This window comes from Micromonospora sp. BQ32 (assembly GCF_059358895.1).
Genome location: NZ_JCADBI010000006.1, coordinates 197817 through 217011 on the forward strand (window position 1 = coordinate 197817; position 19195 = coordinate 217011).

Sequence of the window (19195 nt, forward strand, 5' to 3'; positions counted from 1 at the left end):
CCGCGGGGCTCGTAAGCTCACTCCTCGCGTCAGCCATGATCATTCTATCGACTTGCCGACTGCGGGCTGGCAAGCTCAGCCACGGAGCATCTCCGCTACGAGGAACGCCAGCTCCAACGACTGCTGGGTGTTCAGTCGCGGGTCGCAGGCGGTTTCGTACCGGTCAGGCAGGTCAAGATCCTCAATCCCCTGGGCGCCGCCGAGGCACTCGGTGACGTCCTCGCCGGTCAACTCGACGTGCAGACCACCGGGGTGGGTGTCCAGCCCTCGGTGCACCTCGAAGTAGCCGAGCACCTCGTCGACGATGCGGTCGAAGTGCCGGGTCTTGTAGCCGTTGGACGACTCGTGCGTGTTGCCGTGCATCGGGTCGCACTGCCAGACCACCTTGGCGCCGGCGGCGGTGACCTTGGCGACGATCGGCGGCAGCGCGTCGCGTACCCGGTGGTTGCCCATCCGGCTGATCAGGGTGAGCCGGCCGGGGATGTTGTCCGGGTTGAGCTTCTCGCACAGCTCGATCGCCTCGTCCGGGGAGGTGGTCGGGCCGAGCTTGACCCCGATCGGGTTGGCGATCCGGGAGATGAAGTCGATGTGGGCGCCGCTGATCTGCCGGGTGCGCTCGCCGATCCAGAGGAAGTGTCCGGAGAGCCCGTACGCCCGACGGTCGGAGACCCGGGTGAGCGCCCGGTCGTACTCCAGGGCGAGGGCCTCGTGGGAGCAGTAGAGCGTGACGGTGCGCAGGGCCTCGTCGTCGGTCATTCCGCAGGCCCGGATGAAGGCCAGCGCCCGGTCGATCTCCCGGGCGATCGCCTCGTAACGCTCCCCCGCCGGGGAGTTCTTCACGAAGCCCTTGTTCCAGTCGTGCACGGCGTGCAGGTCGGCGAGCCCGCCGGCCAGGTACGCCCGGAGCATGTTCATCGCCGCCGCCGAGTTGGCGTACGCGCGGATCATGCGCTGCGGGTCGGCGACCCGGGCGGCCGGGTCGGCCTCCAGCGAGTTGATCATGTCGCCGCGGTACGCGGGCAGGCCGCGGGCGTCGGTCGGCAGCGAGCGGGGCTTCGTGTACTGCCCGGCGACCCGGGCGACCTTGACCACCGGCAGCGACGCGCCGTACGTGAGCACGATCGCCATCTGGAGCAGGGTGCGGGCGTTGGCCAGCAGGTGGCTCTCGGTGTTGTCCACGAACGTCTCGGCGCAGTCACCGCCCTGCAGCAGGAACGCCTTGCCCTCGCAGACCAGGGCGAGCTTCTGCCGGAGCTGGTCCACCTCGTAGGGCGCGACGACCGAGGGCACGGTGTCGAGGACCTTGCAGACCTCGGCCACGGCCGCCGGGTCGGACCACGGCGGAATCTGCTCGCGGGGCAGCTCCCGCCATCGGTCCAGACCGAGCGCGGCGTCCTCGGCGGAGTCGACGGTCGGTCGGCTGGTCTGTAGGCCCGGGCTGCCCACCGCGGGATGGCTCAGCTGATGCCACTCATGGCGCATGACAGAAAGCGTACGGCGACGGTCGGGGTGCCCGGGCGGCGAGGGGGACGGTTCCGGCAGATGGGAGATCAATCTGCCGGGCGCTGGTCAGGACGCGCGGGTGGGGGCGACGCCGGTCGGCAGCGGGCCTGCGGGCGGCGGGCCTGCGGGTGCTTCGCCGGCGATGCACCAGTCGCTGCCGTCCCGGGTCACGGTGAAGACCAGCGGCCGGGTGACGGTGCGCTTGCCGACCGCGACCGAGACCGAGACGCTGACTTCCTGCCCGAGCGGGCCGGACCGGATGTCGGTGATGGCCGCCTCCGGCACCTGGAAGTGGTCGGCGAAGTCACCGTTGGGGCCGGTGGCACCCAGGTCGAAGCCGTCGTGCAGCAGAGCGCAGAGCTGGCTGCGGCCGGCGGCGACGTCCTTGGCCGCCATCGCGTCGAGGTACGCCTGCACGCGCTCACGGGAGCGGGTGGCGGCCTCCTCGGCGGGGGCTCGGGCCGGCTTGGCGGCGGACTTCTCCTCGTCCTTGTCGCCGATTCCGCAGCCGACCAGGGCAACCGGCAGCAGCACCAGCCCGGCGGCGGTCGCCGCCAGCCTGCGGTGGGTCGGGCGCATGATCACCTCCGTCGGCGATGAGATCGAGACGTGCCGAGCCGCGAGTCTGCCACATCCAACTGAGCGAACCCAACGGCGGCGGCCCGGTCGACGCTGGGCGTCGACCGGGCCGCTGTGTCACGGGCGGGAAGGGACGGTGCGGGCCCCTTCCCGCCGTGTGGGTGGTGCGTCGGCCCTCGGCTCAGCCGAGACCGCCCTTGATGGCGCCGATGAGCTCGCCGTTGCTCGTGTCACCGGAGAGCTCCCAGAAGAACGCGCCACCGAGGCCCTGGTTGTTCGCGTACGTCATCTTGCCGTTGATGGTCGACGGGGTGTCGTAGCTCCACCAGTTGCTGCCGCACTTGGCGTACGCGGTGCCGGCGATCGTGCCGGTGGTCGGGCAGGTGTTCTTGAGGACCTTGTAGTCCTCGATGCCGGCCTCGTAGGTGCCCGGTGCCGCCCCGGTGGCGCTGCCACCCGGTGCGGCCTGGGTGACGCCGGTCCAGCCCCGACCGTAGAAGCCGATGCCGAGCAGCAGCTTGTTGGCCGGGACGCCCTTGCTCTTGAGCTTCTGGATCGCCGCGTCGGAGTTGAAGCCCTGCTGCGGGATGCCGGTGTACGAGGTGAGCGGTGAGTGCGGTGCCGTCGGACCCTGGGCGGCGAAGGCGCCGAAGTAGTCGTAGGTCATCGGCATCAGCCAGTTGAGGTTGCCGATGGCCCCGGCGTAGTCGGTGGCGTCGATCTTGCCGCCGTTGCTGCCGTCCGCGGTGATGGCGGCGGTGACCAGGGCGCTGGACCCGAACCTCGACCGCAGCGCGCTGATCACGTTCTTGAACGCGTTCGGGCCGCTGGTGTCACAGGTCAGACCGCAGGCGTTCGGGTACTCCCAGTCGACGTCGATGCCATCGAAGACGTCCGCCCAGCGCGGGTCCTCGACCAGGTTGTAGCAGCTCTCGGCGAACGCGGCCGGGTTCTGCGCGGCCTGGGTGAAGCCGCCGGACCAGGTCCAGCCACCGAACGACCAGATCACCTTGAGGTGCGGGTTCAGCTGCTTGAGCTTGCGCAGCTGGTTGAAGCTGCCGCGCAGCGGCTGGTCCCACGTGTCGGCGACGCCGTCCACGCTCTCCGCCGCGGTGTACGCCTTCTCGTAGTCGGCGTAGCTGTCACCGATGGCGCACCGACCGCCGGTGGTGTTGCCGAAGGCGTACAGGATGTGGGTCAGCTTGGCGGCCGAGCCGCTGGTCTGGATGTTCTTGACGTGGTAGTTGCGCCCGTAGACGCCCCACTCGGCGAAGTAGCCGACGATCTTCTTGCCACCCGGGTTCGGCGGGTTGGTGGTCGGCGGTGGCGTGGTGGGAGGAGGGGTGGTGGGCGGCGTCGTCGTCGGTGGGGTGGTCGTCGGCGGAGTCGTGGTCGGCGGAGTGGTCCCGCCGCCGCACGCGGCACCGTTGATGGTGCAGTTCAGCGGCGCCTTGTAGGCACCGCTGCCGTTGTAGCCCCAGCTGAACGACGCGCCGGGGGCGATCCCGCCGGCCCAGCTCTTCTTGACCGCGACGTAGTGGTTGCCGCTGCTGGTGACGTCGGCGTCCCACGCGCTGCTGATGGTGGTGCCCGACGGCAGGTCGAACTCGATGCGCCAGGTGGTGACGGTGGCGCTGGAACCGTTGGTGACGGTCACCCTCGTCTCGTGACCGGTCCCCCAGTCCTGCGCCTTGGTGAAGGTGGTGGTGACCGTGCCGGCACCGAACGCGGTGGTCACCGGCACCGCCGCGACGGTCACGGCGACCACGGCACCGGCCCAGAGGGCCCGGCGGAGCGATCTTTTCATGAGGCGTCTCCCGAACTGTTAGGAAACTTTCCAAAAGAGATGATGAGACGGTACTCACGGCGTCATCACTTCGTCAAGATGTGCATGTTTCGATTTCTCCTGGTGCACGGAGTGCGTACGCTGCGCCCACCCCGGTTCGACGCCCGATCGGCGCGTAGCCTCGGCCCATGACCGTCTTCGACATCCCGATCGACGCCCTCAACGGCGGCCCCGCCGACCTGGCCCGCCACTGGGGCAAGGCGTTGCTGGTCGTCAACGTGGCCTCCCGCTGCGGCCTCACCCCGCAGTACGCCGGCCTCCAGACGCTCGCCGACTCCTATGCCGACCGGGGCCTGGTGGTGCTCGGCGTGCCGTGCAACCAGTTCGCCGGACAGGAGCCGGGCAGCGCCGCCGAGATCAGCGACTTCTGCCAGGTCAACTACGGGGCCACCTTCCCGCTGACCGAGAAGGTCGACGTCAACGGCCCCGACCGGCACCCGCTCTACGCCGCGCTCGTGGACACCCCGGACGCCGACGGGCACACCGGTGACGTGCGCTGGAACTTCGAGAAGTTCCTGGTGGCCCCGGACGGCTCGGTCGCCGCCCGCTTCGCCCCCACTGTCGAGCCCGGCTCCGACGACCTACGCGCAGCCGTCGAAAAGGCCCTCCCCGCCCCGGCCTGAGGCTGCACCGCCCGCACGAACCGCTCGTCACCGGAGAGTGGCACGTCACCGGAGAGCCGGTCGGCGATCAGCGTGAGCAGTACGTTGTGCGGGACGGGCTCGCGGCGCGACCAGGGCCCGCCGGGGCGACGAAGGCCGCGGGCAGTCTGCGCAGCCGCCCGGCACCGGACTGTCGAATAACCCACCAGAATGGTCGGGAATGCGTCGTGGGTGGACGGAGTTGGGAACGAGCATGACAACTGTGGGACTGATCGGCAGCGGCAACATCGGCGGCACCGTGGCCCGGCTGGCCGTCGACGCCGGCTACGACGTGGTGCTGAGCAACTCGCGGGGCCCGGAAACCCTCACCGACCTGGTCGAGACCCTTGGCGCGCACGCCAGCGCCGGCACCACGCAGGACGCGGCGCAGGTCGGCGACCTGGTGGTGGTCAGTGTGCCGCTGAAGGCGTACCGCGCGGTGCCCGTCGAGCCGGTGGCCGGCAAAGTGGTCATCGACACCAACAACTACTACCCGCAGCGCGACGGGACCTTCCCGGAGTTGGACTCGGGCGAGGTCACCAGCAGCGAGCTGCTGCAGCGGCACCTGCCGGGGTCGCGGGTGGTCAAGGTCTTCAACAACATCAACTTCAGGGGCCTGGCCGCGCTCCCCCGGCCCTCCGGTGCGGCCGACCGCAGCGCTCTCGCCATCGCGGGTGACGACGCCGCCGCGAAGGCCGAGGTGACCGCCTTCCTGGACCGGATCGGCTACGACGCGGTCGACGTCGGCCCGCTGGCCGAGGGCTGGCGCTACCAGCCGGACACCCCGGCGTACGGCACGCTTTACTCCGCCAGCCCGACCGACTGGAAGCACCCGGCCCCGGGCGACGCCGCGAAGCTGCGCGCCGCCCTGGCCGCCGCCACCCGCTGAGCACGGCCAGCCGCCGCCCTCCCCGCGATCGCCTACCGGGTGGCCGTGCGGAGGGCGGCGGCGAGTTCGTCGTCGTAGCTGGCGATCCGCTGCCCGTCCGAGGCGTACGCGACGAGCCGGCCGTGGGCCATCGTCGCCGACCGGAACGAGAAGGTACGCGTACCCGGGTACGCGGTAAGCAGCGGAATGGCCCGCGGTGCTCCACCCGGGGCGGAGTAGTACTCCAGGCGGGTCACCTGCGGGGAGACCACGCCGTTGACCCGGACCTTGGTCTTCTCGGCGCGGGTGCCGAAGGTGACCGGCGCGTCGGTGGCGTAGGCGGCGCATTCGGCCGGACCACGGCAGACGAAGAAGTATCGCGGGTTGACCACGTCGTCGAGGCTGTACGCCTTGAAGGTGGGGTCGGCCCCGGCCGGCAGCGGCTGCACGGCGAAGAACGCGACCGCCACCGAGGCCGTGACGCCCACCCGCAGCCAGGCACGGCCGGCGGCCGGTCGTCTGCTCGTGTGCTGGACGGCGACGGCGACACCGCCGAAGCCGACGAGGCACAGGAGGCACACGCCGACGGCACGGGCGTTCTCGAAGAGGAACTGCACCCCCGGCCGCGTCGAGACCGGGCTGAGCATCGCGCCCAACGAGACGACCATGGCGGCGAGCAGCGCCGCGCCGGCGGCTCGCTGGGTGACGCCGGACGCGCCGATCAGCAGCATCGCGGCGAGCACCGGCCACACCTGGTGGTGGGTCCAGGACACCGGGGACGCGGCCACGGTGGCGCAGCCGACGAGCACGGCGGCGTGCCCGGGGCGGCCCTGCCGCGTCAACTGTCGGGCCCGGAGCAGCGCCGCCGCGCAGATCAGTGCCACCATGCCGGCCCAGAGCAGGGGCAGCGCCGTCTCGTCGACGCCGACGCGCAGCAACATTCCGTGCAGGGACTGGTTGCCCAACGAGGACAGATTGCCGATCCGCGAGGTCTGTCGCACGGTCTCGGTCCAGTAGGCCCAGCTCTCCCGGGGCAGCACGATCGCGGCGAGCCCCGCGCAGGCCACGAAGGTGGCCGCCGACCGGCCGGCGTCACGGTAGCGGCCGACGGCGAGGAAGTAGACCACGAACAGCAGCGGGGTGAGCTTGATCGCCGCGGCCACCCCGACCAGCGTCCCGCGCAGTCGGGGTGGGACGACGCCCAGCCCGTCGAGCAGGGCCATCAGCACGATGAAGATGCTGACCTGCCCGAAGCGTAAGTTGCTCTGCACCGGCGCGGAGAGCATCAGCACGGTGGCCGCCAGCGCCACGACGAGCGGGCGCCGGGACCGTCGGCTGGTCAGCGCGACACCGACCGACCCCGCGATGGCGACGACCGCCGCGCATGTCGCCACCAGCCAGATCCCCTGGAGTACGCCCTCGCTGACGGCGGTGATCGGCCACAGCACGAGAGCGGCGAACGGCGGATAGGTGAATGGACCGCCGTTCTCCGCCACGTACCCGTACAGCGGCTCGCCGGCGTGCAGGTCGGACAGCGCACCGTAGTAGATGTGCAGGTCGGAGAGGCGATCCGGACGGTGCAGAACGAGCACACAGGACACCAGCGCGACGACGACGAAGGCCGCCCACGCCAGCGCCACCCGGCGATCCCGCATCGCCCGAGAATAGGCGACCACGACGCTGCGCGACGGCCCCGTAGCGGCAGCCCGAGGGCGGAGTCCCCGACCTGTTCGGCCTCCTCGCCCTCCGAGACCGGTTACGACGACCATCCACAGAAACATCGCCGTGGCAACTTGCGTTGCAGTCCTGTTCACGGGACCCTGTTCACTGGGTTGCCGCCCGCTCACCGAACGTGCTTCCGGAGGCGCCATGCACACGCTCCGTACCGTCCCCCGCCGGCTGCTGGCCGGCTCCGGCGCGCTCCTGCTCACCGCCCTCGCCGCCGCCGTCCCGGTTCCGGCCACCGCCGCGACCGGCGCGGACACCGTCGGATACGTCCGGCTCGCGCACCTCTCCCCGGACACCCCGGCGGTGGACGTCTACCTGGCCGCGCCGGGCGCGGCGAAGCCGCAGGTCTTCCCCGGGGTCGGCTACGGCGTGGTCTCCGACTACCTCGAACTCGCTCCGGGCCGGTACGCGGTGGCCATGCGCGAGGCCGGGGCCCCCGCCAGCGATCCCCCGGTGCTCACCACCGAGGTCGCGGTGACCAGCGGCGCCGCCTACACGGTGGCCGGTGTCGGCCGGCACGCCGACCTCGGCCTGCGGGTGCTCAGCGACGATCTCAGCGCCCCCACCGACGGCCGCGCCAAGGTGCGGGTCGTGCAGGCGTCGGTGCGGACCCCGGTGCTCGACGTGGCCGCCGCCGACGGCCCGATGATCGCCAACGGGGTGCAGTTCGCCACCACGACCGAGTACCAGCAGGTCGAGCCGGGCAGTTGGCGGCTGAAGCTGACGGGTGCCGGCGGGCCGAGCACCGACGCCGAGGTGCGACTCACCGGCGGCGCGGTCTACTCGCTGCTGGTGCTCGACGCGAAGCAGGGCGGGCTCACCGCCGAGCTGCGCCGAGACGCCGAGGGCGGCACCGTCGTCCCGGCCGGCGGGGTGGACACCGGCGCCGGTGGCACCGCCGGGGCCGGGCTCGACGCGTACCCCCTGGTGGCCGGTGGTCTGGCCGCGGCGGCCGGCGCGGTGGCCCTGCTGCTCTGGCGTCGGCGGCGGCGCACCACCTGGTGAGCGCCGGGCCGGACCCGTCGATCCGGCGGCACCGTGACCGCCGGATACCGCTGGCCGCGCTGGTCGCGGCCGGCGCGGCGGTCTGCCTGGCCGCCGGCACCGGGGTCGGGCTGGCCACCACCGGCGCGCCACCGCCGGTCGCGAGCTGGCACCCCGGCTGCGGCGACGACTGCCCGTCGGTGGCCGCCGTGCCCGAGCCGCACGGTCCACCCACGCGGGTACGCGTACCGCGTATCGGCGTCGACTCACCGCTCACCGTGCTGGGTCTGGACCGTGTCGGCGCGCTGATTCCGCCGACCGACTTCCACACCGCCGGCTGGTACGGCGGCGGCCCGGCCCCGGGCGACACCGGCCCGGCCGTACTCGCCGGGCACCTGGACTCACGACGCGGCCCGGCAGTCTTCGCCCGGCTCGGCGAGCTACGGCCGGGCGACCTGGTGGAGGTCTGGCGCGGCGGGCAGCGGTTGTCGTTCCGGGTGACCGGGTCGCTGCGTACCCGCAAGGACCGGTTTCCGACGGCCGTGGTCTACGGGCCGACGCCCGGGGCGGAGCTGCGCCTGGTCACCTGCGGGGGCGACTTCGACCGGCGGCGGGGCCACTACGTCGAGAACGTGGTGGTGTTCGCGGTGACCGAGGCCCCCGAGCCGGTCCTGCCGACGTCCGCGGCGGGCTGAGCCGTGCACCCTTGATCCACTCGGGTTCACGGAAGTCGGGGCGTCCGCCGCGCTCTGACACCGCGGTTTCCATGAACCCGAGTGGATCAAGCGGGGCGCGGGCCCCGAGGGCGAGGCGCGGGCGCGGGGGGTCAGAGGGGGCGGCGGCCGGCGAAGCCGCACTCGGCCCGGTGGTACCAGCGCACGTCGGAGTCGCCCTCCAGCCAGCACCAGAGCACGGCGCGGCCGGCCCGCTCGCCAGGGAAGTCGAGCAGCACCGGGGCGATGCCCTTGACCTGGATGTCGTGCTGGTGCAGCTCGTCGACGACGGCGTGCAGTCGGGCCTCCAGCGCCTTCACCTCGGCCAGCCCGCCGAGCGCGCTCACGCCGTGGTCGGCCAGGTCGGCGCGCAACTCGGCCAGGTCGGCCCGGACCCGGATCAACTCGTCGACGCGCGGCTGCAGAGTGGCCACCAGGTGCCGGGCCTGGGCAAGTGTGAACACCGGGCCAGTATGCGGCACGTACGGCCCCACGACGCGCCCCGGACGCTCAGTCGGCCTGTGCCGCCAGTTCGCGGGCGCGATCCCGGGCGGCCTCCAGCGCGGCGAGGAGCGCCGCGCGTACGCCGTGCTTCTCCAGCTCGCGGATCGCGGAGATGGTGGTGCCGGCCGGCGAGGTGACCGCCTCGCGCAGCTTGACCGGGTGCTCACCGGAGTCGCGCAGCATCACCGCCGACCCGATCGCGGTCTGCACGATCAACTCGTGCGCCACCTGGCGCGGCAGCCCGAGCAGGATTCCCGCGTCGATCATGGCTTCGACCAGCAGGTAGAAGTAGGCCGGGCCGGAACCGGAGAGCGCGGTGACCGCGTCCTGCTGCGACTCGGGCACCCGGATCGTCTGGCCGAGCGGCTTGAACATCTCCTCGGCCAAGGTCAGGTGCGCCCCGGTGGCGTACGCGCCCGCGGAGATCGCCGTCATCGCCTGGTCGACCAGCGCCGGGGTGTTGGTCATCACCCGCACCACCGGGGTGCCGTCGGGCAGCCGGCGGCTGAAGAAGCTGGTGGGCAGGCCGGCGCAGAGCGAGATGACGAGCTTGTCGGCCGGCACCTTGGGGCCGATCTCGTCGAGTAGCGCGGCGGCGTCCTGCGGCTTCACCGAGACCGCGAGCACCGCTGCCTCGTCCACCGCGGTCAGGTTGTCGACCACCCGTACGCCGTAGCGGGCGGTCAGCTCCTCGGCGCGAGCGGGCCGGCGGGCGGTGGCCAGCAGCCGGTCCACCGGCCATCCCGAGCGCAGCAGCCCGGAGAGCATCAGCTCGCCGATCTTGCCCGCGCCGATCACCGCGACCGTGTGCACTCCGGCTGACATGTCGGCCCGTACCCCCCTCGCATTGGGTCGCGGCGCGGCGGACCCGCAGGCCCGCCGCGCCGCCGACGATCGATCAGCTGCCGAAGAAGACCTCGGCCTCGGCGTACCGCTCCAGCGGCACGGTCTTCAGCTCGCGGGTGGCCTCCGCGAGGGGCACCCGGACGATGTCGGTGCTCTGCATCGCGACCATCTTGCCCCAGTCACCGTCGTTGACGGCGTCGATGGCCTGCAGGCCCAGGCGGGTGGCGAGCACCCGGTCGAAGGCGGTCGGGGTGCCGCCGCGCTGGATGTGGCCCAGCACCACGGTGCGGGCCTCCTTGCCGGTCTTGGCCTCCAGCTGCTCGGCGAGCCACTGGCCGATGCCGCCGAGGCGGACGTGGCCGAACGAGTCGAGCTCCTGGTTGGCGAGGACCATCTGGCCGTCGAGCGGCTGGGCGCCCTCGGCGACCACGACGATCGGGGCGTACTGGTGCTGGAAGCGCTTCTCGACGTAGCCGGCCACCTGGTCGACGTCGAACTGGCGCTCGGGCAGCAGGATCACGTTGGCGCCGCCGGCCAGGCCGGCGTGCAGGGCGATCCAGCCGGCGTGCCGGCCCATCACCTCGACGACCAGGGTGCGGTGGTGGCTCTCCGCGGTGGTGTGCAGCCGGTCGATGGCCTCCATCGCGATGTTGACCGCGGTGTCGAAGCCGAAGGTGTAGTCGGTGGCGCCGAGGTCGTTGTCGATCGTCTTCGGCACGCCGACGACGTGCACGCCCAGCTCGTAGAGCTTGGTGGCCACGCCGAGGGTGTCCTCGCCGCCGATCGCGATCAGCGCGTCCACGCCCTGGGCGGCGAGGTTGTCCTTGATCCGCTCGACGCCGTTCTCGATCTTGAACGGGTTGGTCCGGGACGAGCCGAGGATGGTGCCGCCGCGGGGCAGGATGCCGCGGACGTCGGCGATGTCCAGGGGCCGGGACAGACCCTCGAGCGGGCCCTTCCAGCCGTCCCGGAAGCCTACGAACTCGTGACCGTAAGTGGCGACGCCCTTGCGGACCACCGCCCGGATGACCGCGTTGAGACCGGGGCAGTCGCCGCCGCCGGTGAGCACGCCGATACGCATGATCCGCTCATCCTCCTGGAGCATCAGGTAAAGCCCGATATGCCCCAGGGTATGTGTCAGGTCAGACCATCGGCGCCGTTGCCGGCCCGGGGCGGGCCGTCACTGCGAACTGTAGTCGGCCCGCCGGTACGACGACAGCGCGCCCCGGGCACCCGCCCCGGTCAGTAGGTCACCTCGTGGTTCTCGCCGGCCTTCGGTGGCCGGCCGGTGACCGCGGCCTTCGCGTAGCCGAGCAGGTTCACCACTGTGCTGTTCGGCGAGTCCCAGTACTCGGCGGAGCTGGCGTGCACCTTGATCAGGGTGAGACCGGGGGTGTCCAGCCCATCGGGGAACCACGCCTTGAGCAGCGGGCTCCACAACTGCTCGGCCCGAACCCGGTCGAACCCCTCGGTGGCGGTGCCGGAGATCGACACCCACCGGTTGTGCTTCTGGTCGGAGAAGGCGACGTTGACCTCCGGGTTCACCCGGAGCTGGCGAACCTTGGCCGAGTCCGCGTAGGCGAAGAACCACAGCTCGCCGTCGAACTCGGCCTCCTGGAGCCCCATCGGTCGACTCACCTGCCGCCCGTCCAGAGCAGTCGTGGTGAGCATGCAGATCCGCGCGGCCCGGGCCAGGCCGGTGACCCGGGCGCGTGCCTCCGCCGCGCTGGTCGGCTGGTCGCTCATGGCAATCTCCCTCGGCTCGGCTGGTCGAACCGATGCCCGGGACAGAACCGGTCAAACCTCCAGCGGCGCGGCCACCACTCAACGGGCGGTCATCGCCCGCCAGCGGGCCAGATTGTGCCGGGCGTCGACCAGAGCATCGTGCCGGGCCGCGTCCGCGTCCGGCAGGGGTGGGCGGCCACGGTCGTCCCAGAGCTGCCGCAGTTCCTTCGTGTAGCGGGGAATCTCCCGGGGCAGCGCCGGCATCGCGCCCCAGAGCTGGGCGAGCACCACGTGGTCGTACGCGGCGAACCAGGCCCACAGCTCCAGCTGCTCCCCCGGCCGGTCCCGGATCGGCTCGACCAGGAAGTCGTACAGGTCGTCGCGGATGCGCTCACGCGAGCGCCAGGCCCGGTCCGCCGGGGAGGGCAGCTTGTCCAGCACGTTGCGCCGGACCCAGGGCACGGCGCGGGAGTCGTCGAACTCGGTGGAGACCGCGTAGAACTCGCGGCCGTACTCGTCGACGACACCGATCGAGACGAGGTCGACGGTCGTGCCGTCCTCGATGAACTCGCAGTCGTAGAAGTAGCGGTAGACCATTCCGGGCATCTTCGCCCACCGCCGCTCGGCCGTGCCCGGCGGGGCCCGCCCGGCCGTCGGCCGAGCCGCAGCCACACCTCGTGAACAGCGCGTCGCAGCTTGTGACGGTCACGGAAGTGCTTCGAGGGGTGTACAGCAAGCGACCGGACCGTCATGATCTGATGTGTACCGCTACCGGACGCCGAATCGGTGTCAGTTCACCTTGTCGGGGCCCATCAGGTTCGCCCGGTGAGCGAGTTGTGGTCCATGACCGGGGGAGGGGTTGGGCCGTGGAGGTTCGCCTGCCAGAGCCGGGTGACGCGCTCACGGGTGTCGAGATGTTCGCCGGGCTGGAGCCCGAGGTGCGGCAGCGCGTCATCGCTGCCGCCGTGCCGCGTACCTACCGCAAGGGCCAACTGCTCTTCGTGGAGAACGACCCCGGCGAGTCGCTGATCGTGCTGCGCCGTGGCGCGGTGGCCGTGTTTCGGACCGCACCCACCGGCGAGCGGGCCGTGCTGTCGGTTATCCGTCCACCGGACGTGCTCGGTGAGGTCTCCCTGCTCGACGCGTCCACCCGGTCCGCCTCGGCGGAGGCCATCGAGGACTGCGCGGCGCTCGCGCTCTCCCGGGGCGCGTTCATGGAGTTGGTGCACTCCAACCCACGCATCCTGGACGCGGTGATGCGCTCACTGGGCGGGCTGATCCGCCGGCTCACCGAGCAGAACGCCGACCATGTCTTCCTCGACCTGCCCGGTCGGGTGGCGAAGACGCTGGTTCGGTTGGCCGGCGAGAGCCAGGCACCGATGATCACGATCGAGCTCAATCAGAGTCAGCTGGCCGAGATGGCCGGCGGCTCCCGGCAGAGCGTCAACCAGGCGATCGGCTCGTTCGCGAGCCGCGGCTGGCTGCGTACCGAGGGCCGCCGGATCGTGGTGACCGACGTGGCCGCGCTGCGCCGTCGCGCCGGCATGGCCGACCGCTGACCGACCGGTCCGCCTCGGTTTCGTCGACGGTCGGGCGTCCGATCTGGACGACTGTCACCCGTCGCCGGCCAGCTCCCCCACCCGTACGCACGGCTGCGCCGGCTGCCAGTGGCAGCCGGCGTCACCGTTCTCGCGGTTTAGCGCGTGGGGTTCAGCGGGTCGCGCCCGGCCAACGGGCCGCGACCGACTGGTAGCCGGGGCCCACCCAGAAGCCCGGTCCGGCCCAGAACCCGGGTCCGGCCCAGATGCCCGGTCCGGCCCAGCCGCTCGCGGTGGTGGTGGTCGTCGTCGTGGTCGCCATGTCGTCCCCCTGGTCGGTGTTGGTGCCTGTCGTGCCTGTCTTGCCGAGGACGCTACGGCGTAGAACTGTGCGACAAAATAGGACAAATCGACATGAATCACTGGCTGAAGAGCGGTTGTTGGCCCCCACACCGCACTGACAAGGTTGCCGCGCCCACCCCTGTTCCAGGGCCCGTGCCGACATACCCGCAGCAGTGAGGAGCCACCGGTCATGTCATTACTCCGCGGCAATGTCGCATTTCGTCGGTACTGGTCGGCGCGCCTGGTGTCGTACACCGGCGACCAGCTGGCCCGGACGGCACTGCTGATCGCCGTCTACGACCGGCACGGCGGCGGCGCGGTCGCCCTGCTGCTGCTGGCGTCGACGGTGCCCCGGCTGCTCGGACCGTTGCTCGGCGCCCTGGCCGACCGGTTCGACCAACGCCGACTGATGATCGGTTGCGACACCGCCCAGGCGTTGACCTACCTCGCCGTCGCGCTGCTCGCGCCGCCCCTGCCCGTCCTGTTGGCGCTGATCACCGCGGCTACCACGGCCGCCACCGCGTTCACCCCCGCCGGGCGCAGCCTGCTACCCCGCCTGGTCGAACGCGAGCAACTGCCGGCGGCGAACGCGCAACTCGCGACGGGTGTCAACATCGGGATCGCTGCCGGGCCGGCCGTCGGCGGCCTCCTGCTGGCGACCCTCGGGCTGACCGGCACGCTGCTCGTGGACGCGGCGACCTTCGTGCTCTCCGCGCTGCTGATCGGCGGAGTCCGGACGCTCTCGGCGACCGGGGCCACCCGGCGGTCCGAGCCACTGCACACGGTGCTGCGCGAAGGGCTGCGGGTGGTCCGGGGGCACAGCGTCGTCCGCGCGGTCTCGGCCGGGTTCCTGGTGATGGTGATGTTCGCCGCGCTCGACAACCTCGCCATCGTCCCCCTCGGACGCGCCGAACTGGGCGCCACCGAGGTCACGATCGGTCTGCTGGGCACCGCCTACGGCGTCGGCATGGTGCTCGGTCCCATGTGTCTGGCGAGAACCGGCGTACGCATCCGGATGGACCTGGTCCTCTACGGCGCCCTGCTCGCCCTCGGCGCCGGAACGCTGGTCACCGGCCTCAGCCCGGTGATCGCGCTCGCCATCGCCGGTCAGGCGGTGGCCGGTGTCGGCGCGGGCTGGCACAACGTCGCCGCGGACACCCTCATCCAGCAGAACGTGCCGGCCGAACGGCTCGGCGTGGTGTTCGGCACCGTCTACATGTTCCCGTACGCGGCGGAGGCACTGGCCTACGCCATCGGCGCACCGCTGTTAGCGGTGGTCGGGCCACGATGGGTGCTGGTCATCTCGGGGTTGGGTGTGCTGGCCACCCTGGGGCTGATCGCTCCCCTGCTCACCCGGGCCCTGGGGCTACGGCTGCCGACACCGGGCAGGTTCGCGGCGGCCAACGGGTGAGGCTGCCCCACGGGTGCGGCCGGCGGACCGTTGGCCCGCCGGCCGCACCTGGGCGATCAGTTCTCCGTGCTGTCGGCCGGCGGCGCACCCGGCCCCGGACCGATCTTCTTCGGATCGGTCGGCTTACCAGCCGTGGACGTGCTCGACGAGGTGGTCGTGGTCTCCCCCGACCCGCCCGACTGACCCTCAGGCTCTTCCACCATGCCCTGCTCCTCCAGTTCGGCGAGAGTGACCGCATCGACGTCGATCGTGTCGCCCGGCGCCCACAGCGTGCCACCCGGATCGGTCCACGAGGCGGACAGTCGTACCTGCACGGCACTCTCCCTGACATGAAACTTCCTGGTACGGAACACTAACCCCGACCGATCGATGCCGTTGCCCGTCCGCACGTCGGCTACCCGACTGGGCGGGTCGGACGCGATACTGACCTCTTTCGCCCACGGAGCTGAACATCGACCTCAAGTGTGGACACTGCGCCCGCGCGGCCGGGCCGGACGACCGCTTCTGCGGTGGGTGTGGCCAGCCGCTCGGGGTCAACTGTGCGCACTGCGGGCACGCCAACAGCACCGAGGTCAACTTCTGCACGAGCTGTGGTCAACCGCTGCGGGACCACGTCGTCGCGGTACAGGAGGACCGGCGTCAGGTCAGCGTGCTCTTCGTCGACATCGTGGACTTCACCAGGTACGCGGAGCAGGCCGACCCGGAGCAGGCCCGCGGTCTGCAGCAGACCTACTTCGCCACGGTGCGCCGGATCGTGCACCAGTACGGCGGGGTGGTCGAAAAGTACATCGGCGACGCGGCGATGGCGCTGTTCGGCGCGCCGGTGGCCACCGACAACGACGCGTTGCGGTGTGTCCGCGCCGGCCTGGAGCTGCAACGGAACCTGGCCCGCCAGCCCGCCGGTCCACAGCCGCCGCTCGGCTTCCGGGTCGGCATCGCGACCGGCGAGGCACTGGTCGACCTCTCCGCCACCCGGGACGGCGGGCAGGCCTTCGTGACCGGAGACGTGGTCAACACGGCCTCCCGTCTGCAAGGGTTCGCCCCGCCGGGCGGTGTCGTCGTCGACGAGAGCACCTGGTCGGCGACCCGACACGAGATGGAGTACGCCGACCAACCACCGGTCACCCTGCGCGGCCGCTCCGCGGTGAGCCGGATCTGGCTGGCCGTCCAGGTCCGACCACACCGGGACCCGCGCGGCGCCGAGCTGACCCCGATGGTGGACCGGGAACACGAGCGCGGCCTGCTGGTCAACGCGCTGCACCGGATGGTGACCGAGCGGACCTCCCAGTTGGTGACGGTCTTCGGCCCGGCCGGTGTGGGCAAGAGCCGGCTGCTGCGCGAGCTGGCCCGGCACGCCGGCAGCCTGCCCGGCCCGCCGATCACCTGGCTCGTCGGGCAGTGCCCGCCGTTCGGCGAGAACGTCACCTGGGCCGCCCTGTCGGACATCGTGAAGACCTGGGTGGGCGTGCCGGAGGTCGACGACCCGGCCGCGCTGCGCGAGCGGCTGCGGGCCCGCCTGGGGCAGCTCGCCGACCCGCACGCGACCCGACTGGCCGAGGCGCTCGGGCCGCTGATCGGCGTACCCGGCGAGCGGCTCACCCCCGGCGAGACCGAGGCCGCCTGGCGGCGGTTCCTGCTCGCCCTGGCGACCACCGGCCCGACCGTGCTGGTCTTCGAGGACATGCACTGGGCGGACCAGGCGATGCTCGCCTTCGTCGAACAACTGGGCGCGACAGCGCGCGGCGTACCGCTGCTGGTCGTCGCGACCGCCCGGCCGGAGCTGCGGGAACGGCACCCGGCCTGGACCGGCACCATCAGTGGCGCGATGTCCATCTCGGTGCCGCCGATGCACGACACCGACATCGACACGCTCTACTCGCTGCTCCTCGGGCAGGCGACGCTGCCCGCCAGCTCGCGTACCCCGCTGATCGAGTTCGCCGACGGCAACCCGCTCTACGCCCAGGAGTACGCCCGGATGCTGCTGGACGGCGGCCTGCTCGACGCGGTCGGTCCGACCCCCCGCCTCGACCTCGACGGCGGCGCGGAGATGCCCCGCACCGTGCAGGCGGTCATCGCCAACCGGCTCGACCTGCTGGACCCGGCCGACCGGGCGGTGCTCCAGGCCGCCGCCGTGGTCGGCGTGGTGTTCTGGGCCGCGCCGGTGGCGATGGCGCTGGGGCGGCCGGTGGAGTGGGTGGAGCGTGCGCTGGACCGCCTGCAACGTCGCGACCTGGTGTACGAGCAGAGCACGTCGACGATGCCCGGCCAGCCCGAGTACCGGTTCCGGCACATTCTGGTGCGCGACGTCTGCTACCAGCGGCTGCCCAGGGCCGAGCGGGTTCTGCGCCACCAACGCACCGCCGACTGGATGGCGCAGCTCACCGACGGCCGGCAGTACGACCTGGCCGAGGTGCTGGCCAACCATCGCTGGGCGGCACACGAGATCGCCCGTACCGTCGGGCTGGACACCGCTCCCTACGCCCCGTCGGCGCGGGCCGCGCTGCACCGGGCGGCCCGCCGGGCGTACGAGCTGCACGCGCTGGACACCGCCGCCGCGCTGGTCGGCCGGGCGCTGGCCCTGGACGTCGGACCGGACCCGGCGTTGGAGCTGTTCGACGCCGAGCTGGCGTTCTATCGGGACGGGGACGCCTTCCTGGTGGCGGGGGGCACGGACACCCTCACCCGGCTGGCCGAGCGGCTCACCACCAGCGGCGACCGGACGGGGGCGGCCCGCGCCTGGACGCTGCTCGCCACCGCCGCGTGGAGTCGGGCCGACCGCTCGACGACCCTGCACTTCCTGGACCAGGCGATCGGCATCTACAGCGACCTACCGGACAGTCAGGAGAAGGCGAGCGCCCTGCTGGAGCTGGCCCGGGTGCACATGCTGAACGCGGAGACCGAACCGGCGTGCACCGCGGCGCGGGCGGCGGAGTCCCTCGCCGAGCGGCTCCAGCTGCGCGAGGTCCAGGCCAACGCGCGGATCACCCTGGCCGTGGCGCGCTACCTGGCCGGCTCCGCCGAGGCGTTCCCGGAGCTGGCGGAGGTGACCGAGCACTGCCGGGTGGAGCGACTCACCAGTCGGCGCCGGGCGGTGCAGAACCTGGCCTGGGCGTTGCAGGAGGAGGGCGACCTGGCCGGCTCGGTCCGGTTGGTCGACGAGCAGCTCACCCTCGACCTGGGCGGCGAGCACAGCCTGGCCACCAGCTTCGAGGACCAGTGGGCGCGGTCGTACTACGCGGGTGACTGGACGGCGGCGCTGGCGATGGCGGCGGAGTCGACCCGACGGCCGACCGCCGAGTGGGACCTGCACATCGTGGCGGTCTCGGGTTGGATGCGCGGGCTGGCCGGGGCCGAGCTGACCGCCACCGCGGGGCCGGACGGGACTGGGGGGCCGGACGGAACGGCTGGGGATCTGGTCGAGCAGGCGCTGGTCGCGGCCCGGCGCAGCGGATTCCACCGGGTGCTGCGTTCCACCCTGGCGCACGCCGCGCTCTGCCGGGCGGTGCAGGGCCGCCGGGACGAGGCGATGGCGCTGCTCACCGAGCTGGACGAGGACTGGCGACGGACCCGGATGATTCCGTTCGCGGAGTGGGTGCCGGCCGTGGGGCACGTCGCCGGGGTGCTCGGTGCGGACGCGGCCCGGCTGGTCCGGCAACTGCTCGACCGGGCGCCCCGGATGACCCCGTGGGCTCACGCCGCCGGTCAGGTCGCCGACGCCACGCTGGCCCGGCACGCCGGGGACGCCTCGACCGCGGCGAACCTGCTGCGTTCGGCGGCGGCGAGCTACGCCCGGATGACCGACGTCACCGACGAGGTCATCACGCTGGCGCTGGCGATCGGCCCGCTGGCCGAGACGGATTCGCCCGCCGCCGCGGCGACCCGCGCCCGCCTGCACGATTTCGCCACCCGTCACCACGCTCCCGCCCTGCTCCACCTGCCCTGACCGCCGACCGGCCCGGCGCGGCGG

18 protein-coding genes are annotated in these 19195 nt (G+C 72.1%); 7 read left to right on the forward strand and 11 right to left on the reverse strand.

The features are described from left to right. Positions 1-75: 75 nt before the first annotated feature. The 3 genes from AC5L30_RS14955 to AC5L30_RS14965 form a co-directional block, all read right to left on the reverse strand. Positions 76-1482 (reverse strand): class II 3-deoxy-7-phosphoheptulonate synthase, encoded by a 1407-nt coding sequence (locus AC5L30_RS14955; RefSeq protein ID WP_494867856.1) that lies wholly within the window; start codon positions 1480-1482, stop codon positions 76-78. 87 nt (positions 1483-1569) lie between these two features. Then, a complete protein-coding gene (locus AC5L30_RS14960; RefSeq protein WP_494867857.1) occupies positions 1570-2082 on the reverse strand; it encodes a hypothetical protein in 513 nt (170 codons plus the stop codon). 181 nt (positions 2083-2263) lie between these two features. Next, a complete protein-coding gene (locus AC5L30_RS14965) occupies positions 2264-3889 on the reverse strand; it encodes a glycosyl hydrolase family 18 protein (RefSeq protein WP_494867858.1) in 1626 nt (541 codons plus the stop codon). A gap of 167 nt (positions 3890-4056) precedes the next feature. On the opposite strand from AC5L30_RS14965, the gene AC5L30_RS14970 reads away from it, so the two are divergent. Beyond that, the gene (locus AC5L30_RS14970; RefSeq protein ID WP_494867859.1) at positions 4057-4551 is read left to right on the forward strand and encodes a glutathione peroxidase; all 495 of its coding nucleotides are present in this window, start codon (positions 4057-4059) and stop codon (positions 4549-4551) included. A 232-nt stretch (positions 4552-4783) separates the two neighbouring features. Then, complete coding sequence (locus AC5L30_RS14975; RefSeq protein WP_494867860.1) at positions 4784-5458, forward strand: NADPH-dependent F420 reductase; 675 nt, start codon at positions 4784-4786, stop codon at positions 5456-5458. A 32-nt stretch (positions 5459-5490) separates the two neighbouring features. On the opposite strand, the gene AC5L30_RS14980 is transcribed toward AC5L30_RS14975, so the two are convergent. Further along, the gene (locus tag AC5L30_RS14980) at positions 5491-7092 is read right to left on the reverse strand and encodes a glycosyltransferase 87 family protein (protein ID WP_494867862.1); all 1602 of its coding nucleotides are present in this window, start codon (positions 7090-7092) and stop codon (positions 5491-5493) included. A 214-nt stretch (positions 7093-7306) separates the two neighbouring features. On the opposite strand from AC5L30_RS14980, the gene AC5L30_RS14985 reads away from it, so the two are divergent. Both AC5L30_RS14985 and AC5L30_RS14990 read left to right on the forward strand, forming a co-directional pair. Beyond that, positions 7307-8170 carry a DUF4397 domain-containing protein gene (locus tag AC5L30_RS14985; RefSeq protein ID WP_494867863.1) on the forward strand — a complete coding sequence of 288 codons (864 nt, stop codon included), beginning with the start codon at positions 7307-7309 and terminating at the stop codon, positions 8168-8170. Beyond that, entirely contained in the window at positions 8167-8844 is a 678-nt protein-coding gene (locus AC5L30_RS14990) for a class F sortase (protein ID WP_494867864.1), read from the forward strand. The genes AC5L30_RS14985 and AC5L30_RS14990 overlap by 4 nt, the downstream gene beginning before the upstream one ends. A gap of 131 nt (positions 8845-8975) precedes the next feature. Here the strand turns inward: AC5L30_RS14990 and AC5L30_RS14995 are convergent, their stop codons facing one another. The 5 genes from AC5L30_RS14995 to AC5L30_RS15015 all read right to left on the reverse strand — a co-directional run bounded on the left by AC5L30_RS14995 (position 8976) and on the right by AC5L30_RS15015 (position 12534). Further along, a complete protein-coding gene (locus tag AC5L30_RS14995; RefSeq protein ID WP_036412622.1) occupies positions 8976-9326 on the reverse strand; it encodes a DUF2203 domain-containing protein in 351 nt (116 codons plus the stop codon). Between the two features lie 46 nt (positions 9327-9372). Beyond that, positions 9373-10191: a pyrroline-5-carboxylate reductase gene (proC, locus tag AC5L30_RS15000; RefSeq protein WP_494867865.1), complete on the reverse strand. Its 819-nt coding sequence runs from the start codon at positions 10189-10191 to the stop codon at positions 9373-9375. Between the two features lie 73 nt (positions 10192-10264). After that, positions 10265-11293: a 6-phosphofructokinase gene (locus tag AC5L30_RS15005; protein WP_091408060.1), complete on the reverse strand. Its 1029-nt coding sequence runs from the start codon at positions 11291-11293 to the stop codon at positions 10265-10267. Between the two features lie 161 nt (positions 11294-11454). Continuing rightward, positions 11455-11958, reverse strand: a complete 504-nt coding sequence (locus tag AC5L30_RS15010; RefSeq protein ID WP_494867866.1) for a pyridoxamine 5'-phosphate oxidase family protein — start codon at positions 11956-11958, stop codon at positions 11455-11457. A 78-nt stretch (positions 11959-12036) separates the two neighbouring features. Continuing rightward, positions 12037-12534 (reverse strand): polyadenylate-specific 3'-exoribonuclease AS, encoded by a 498-nt coding sequence (locus AC5L30_RS15015; RefSeq protein ID WP_112582786.1) that lies wholly within the window; start codon positions 12532-12534, stop codon positions 12037-12039. Between the two features lie 269 nt (positions 12535-12803). Between AC5L30_RS15015 and AC5L30_RS15020 the strand changes: the two genes are divergently transcribed. Beyond that, on the forward strand, positions 12804-13496 hold the full coding sequence (locus AC5L30_RS15020; protein WP_091407574.1) for a Crp/Fnr family transcriptional regulator: 693 nt from the start codon (positions 12804-12806) through the stop codon (positions 13494-13496). 151 nt (positions 13497-13647) lie between these two features. Here the strand turns inward: AC5L30_RS15020 and AC5L30_RS15025 are convergent, their stop codons facing one another. Then, a complete protein-coding gene (locus AC5L30_RS15025; RefSeq protein WP_494867867.1) occupies positions 13648-13797 on the reverse strand; it encodes a hypothetical protein in 150 nt (49 codons plus the stop codon). A 210-nt stretch (positions 13798-14007) separates the two neighbouring features. Here AC5L30_RS15025 and AC5L30_RS15030 point away from each other — a divergent pair, with 210 nt between their 5' ends. Beyond that, positions 14008-15228: an MFS transporter gene (locus tag AC5L30_RS15030; RefSeq protein WP_494867868.1), complete on the forward strand. Its 1221-nt coding sequence runs from the start codon at positions 14008-14010 to the stop codon at positions 15226-15228. A gap of 56 nt (positions 15229-15284) precedes the next feature. On the opposite strand, the gene AC5L30_RS15035 is transcribed toward AC5L30_RS15030, so the two are convergent. Further along, positions 15285-15542, reverse strand: coding sequence for a hypothetical protein (locus AC5L30_RS15035; protein ID WP_084597913.1), 258 nt, complete (start codon positions 15540-15542; stop codon positions 15285-15287). A gap of 137 nt (positions 15543-15679) precedes the next feature. Between AC5L30_RS15035 and AC5L30_RS15040 the strand changes: the two genes are divergently transcribed. Then, positions 15680-19171: an AAA family ATPase gene (locus AC5L30_RS15040; RefSeq protein ID WP_494867965.1), complete on the forward strand. Its 3492-nt coding sequence runs from the start codon at positions 15680-15682 to the stop codon at positions 19169-19171. Positions 19172-19195 lie beyond the last annotated feature (24 nt).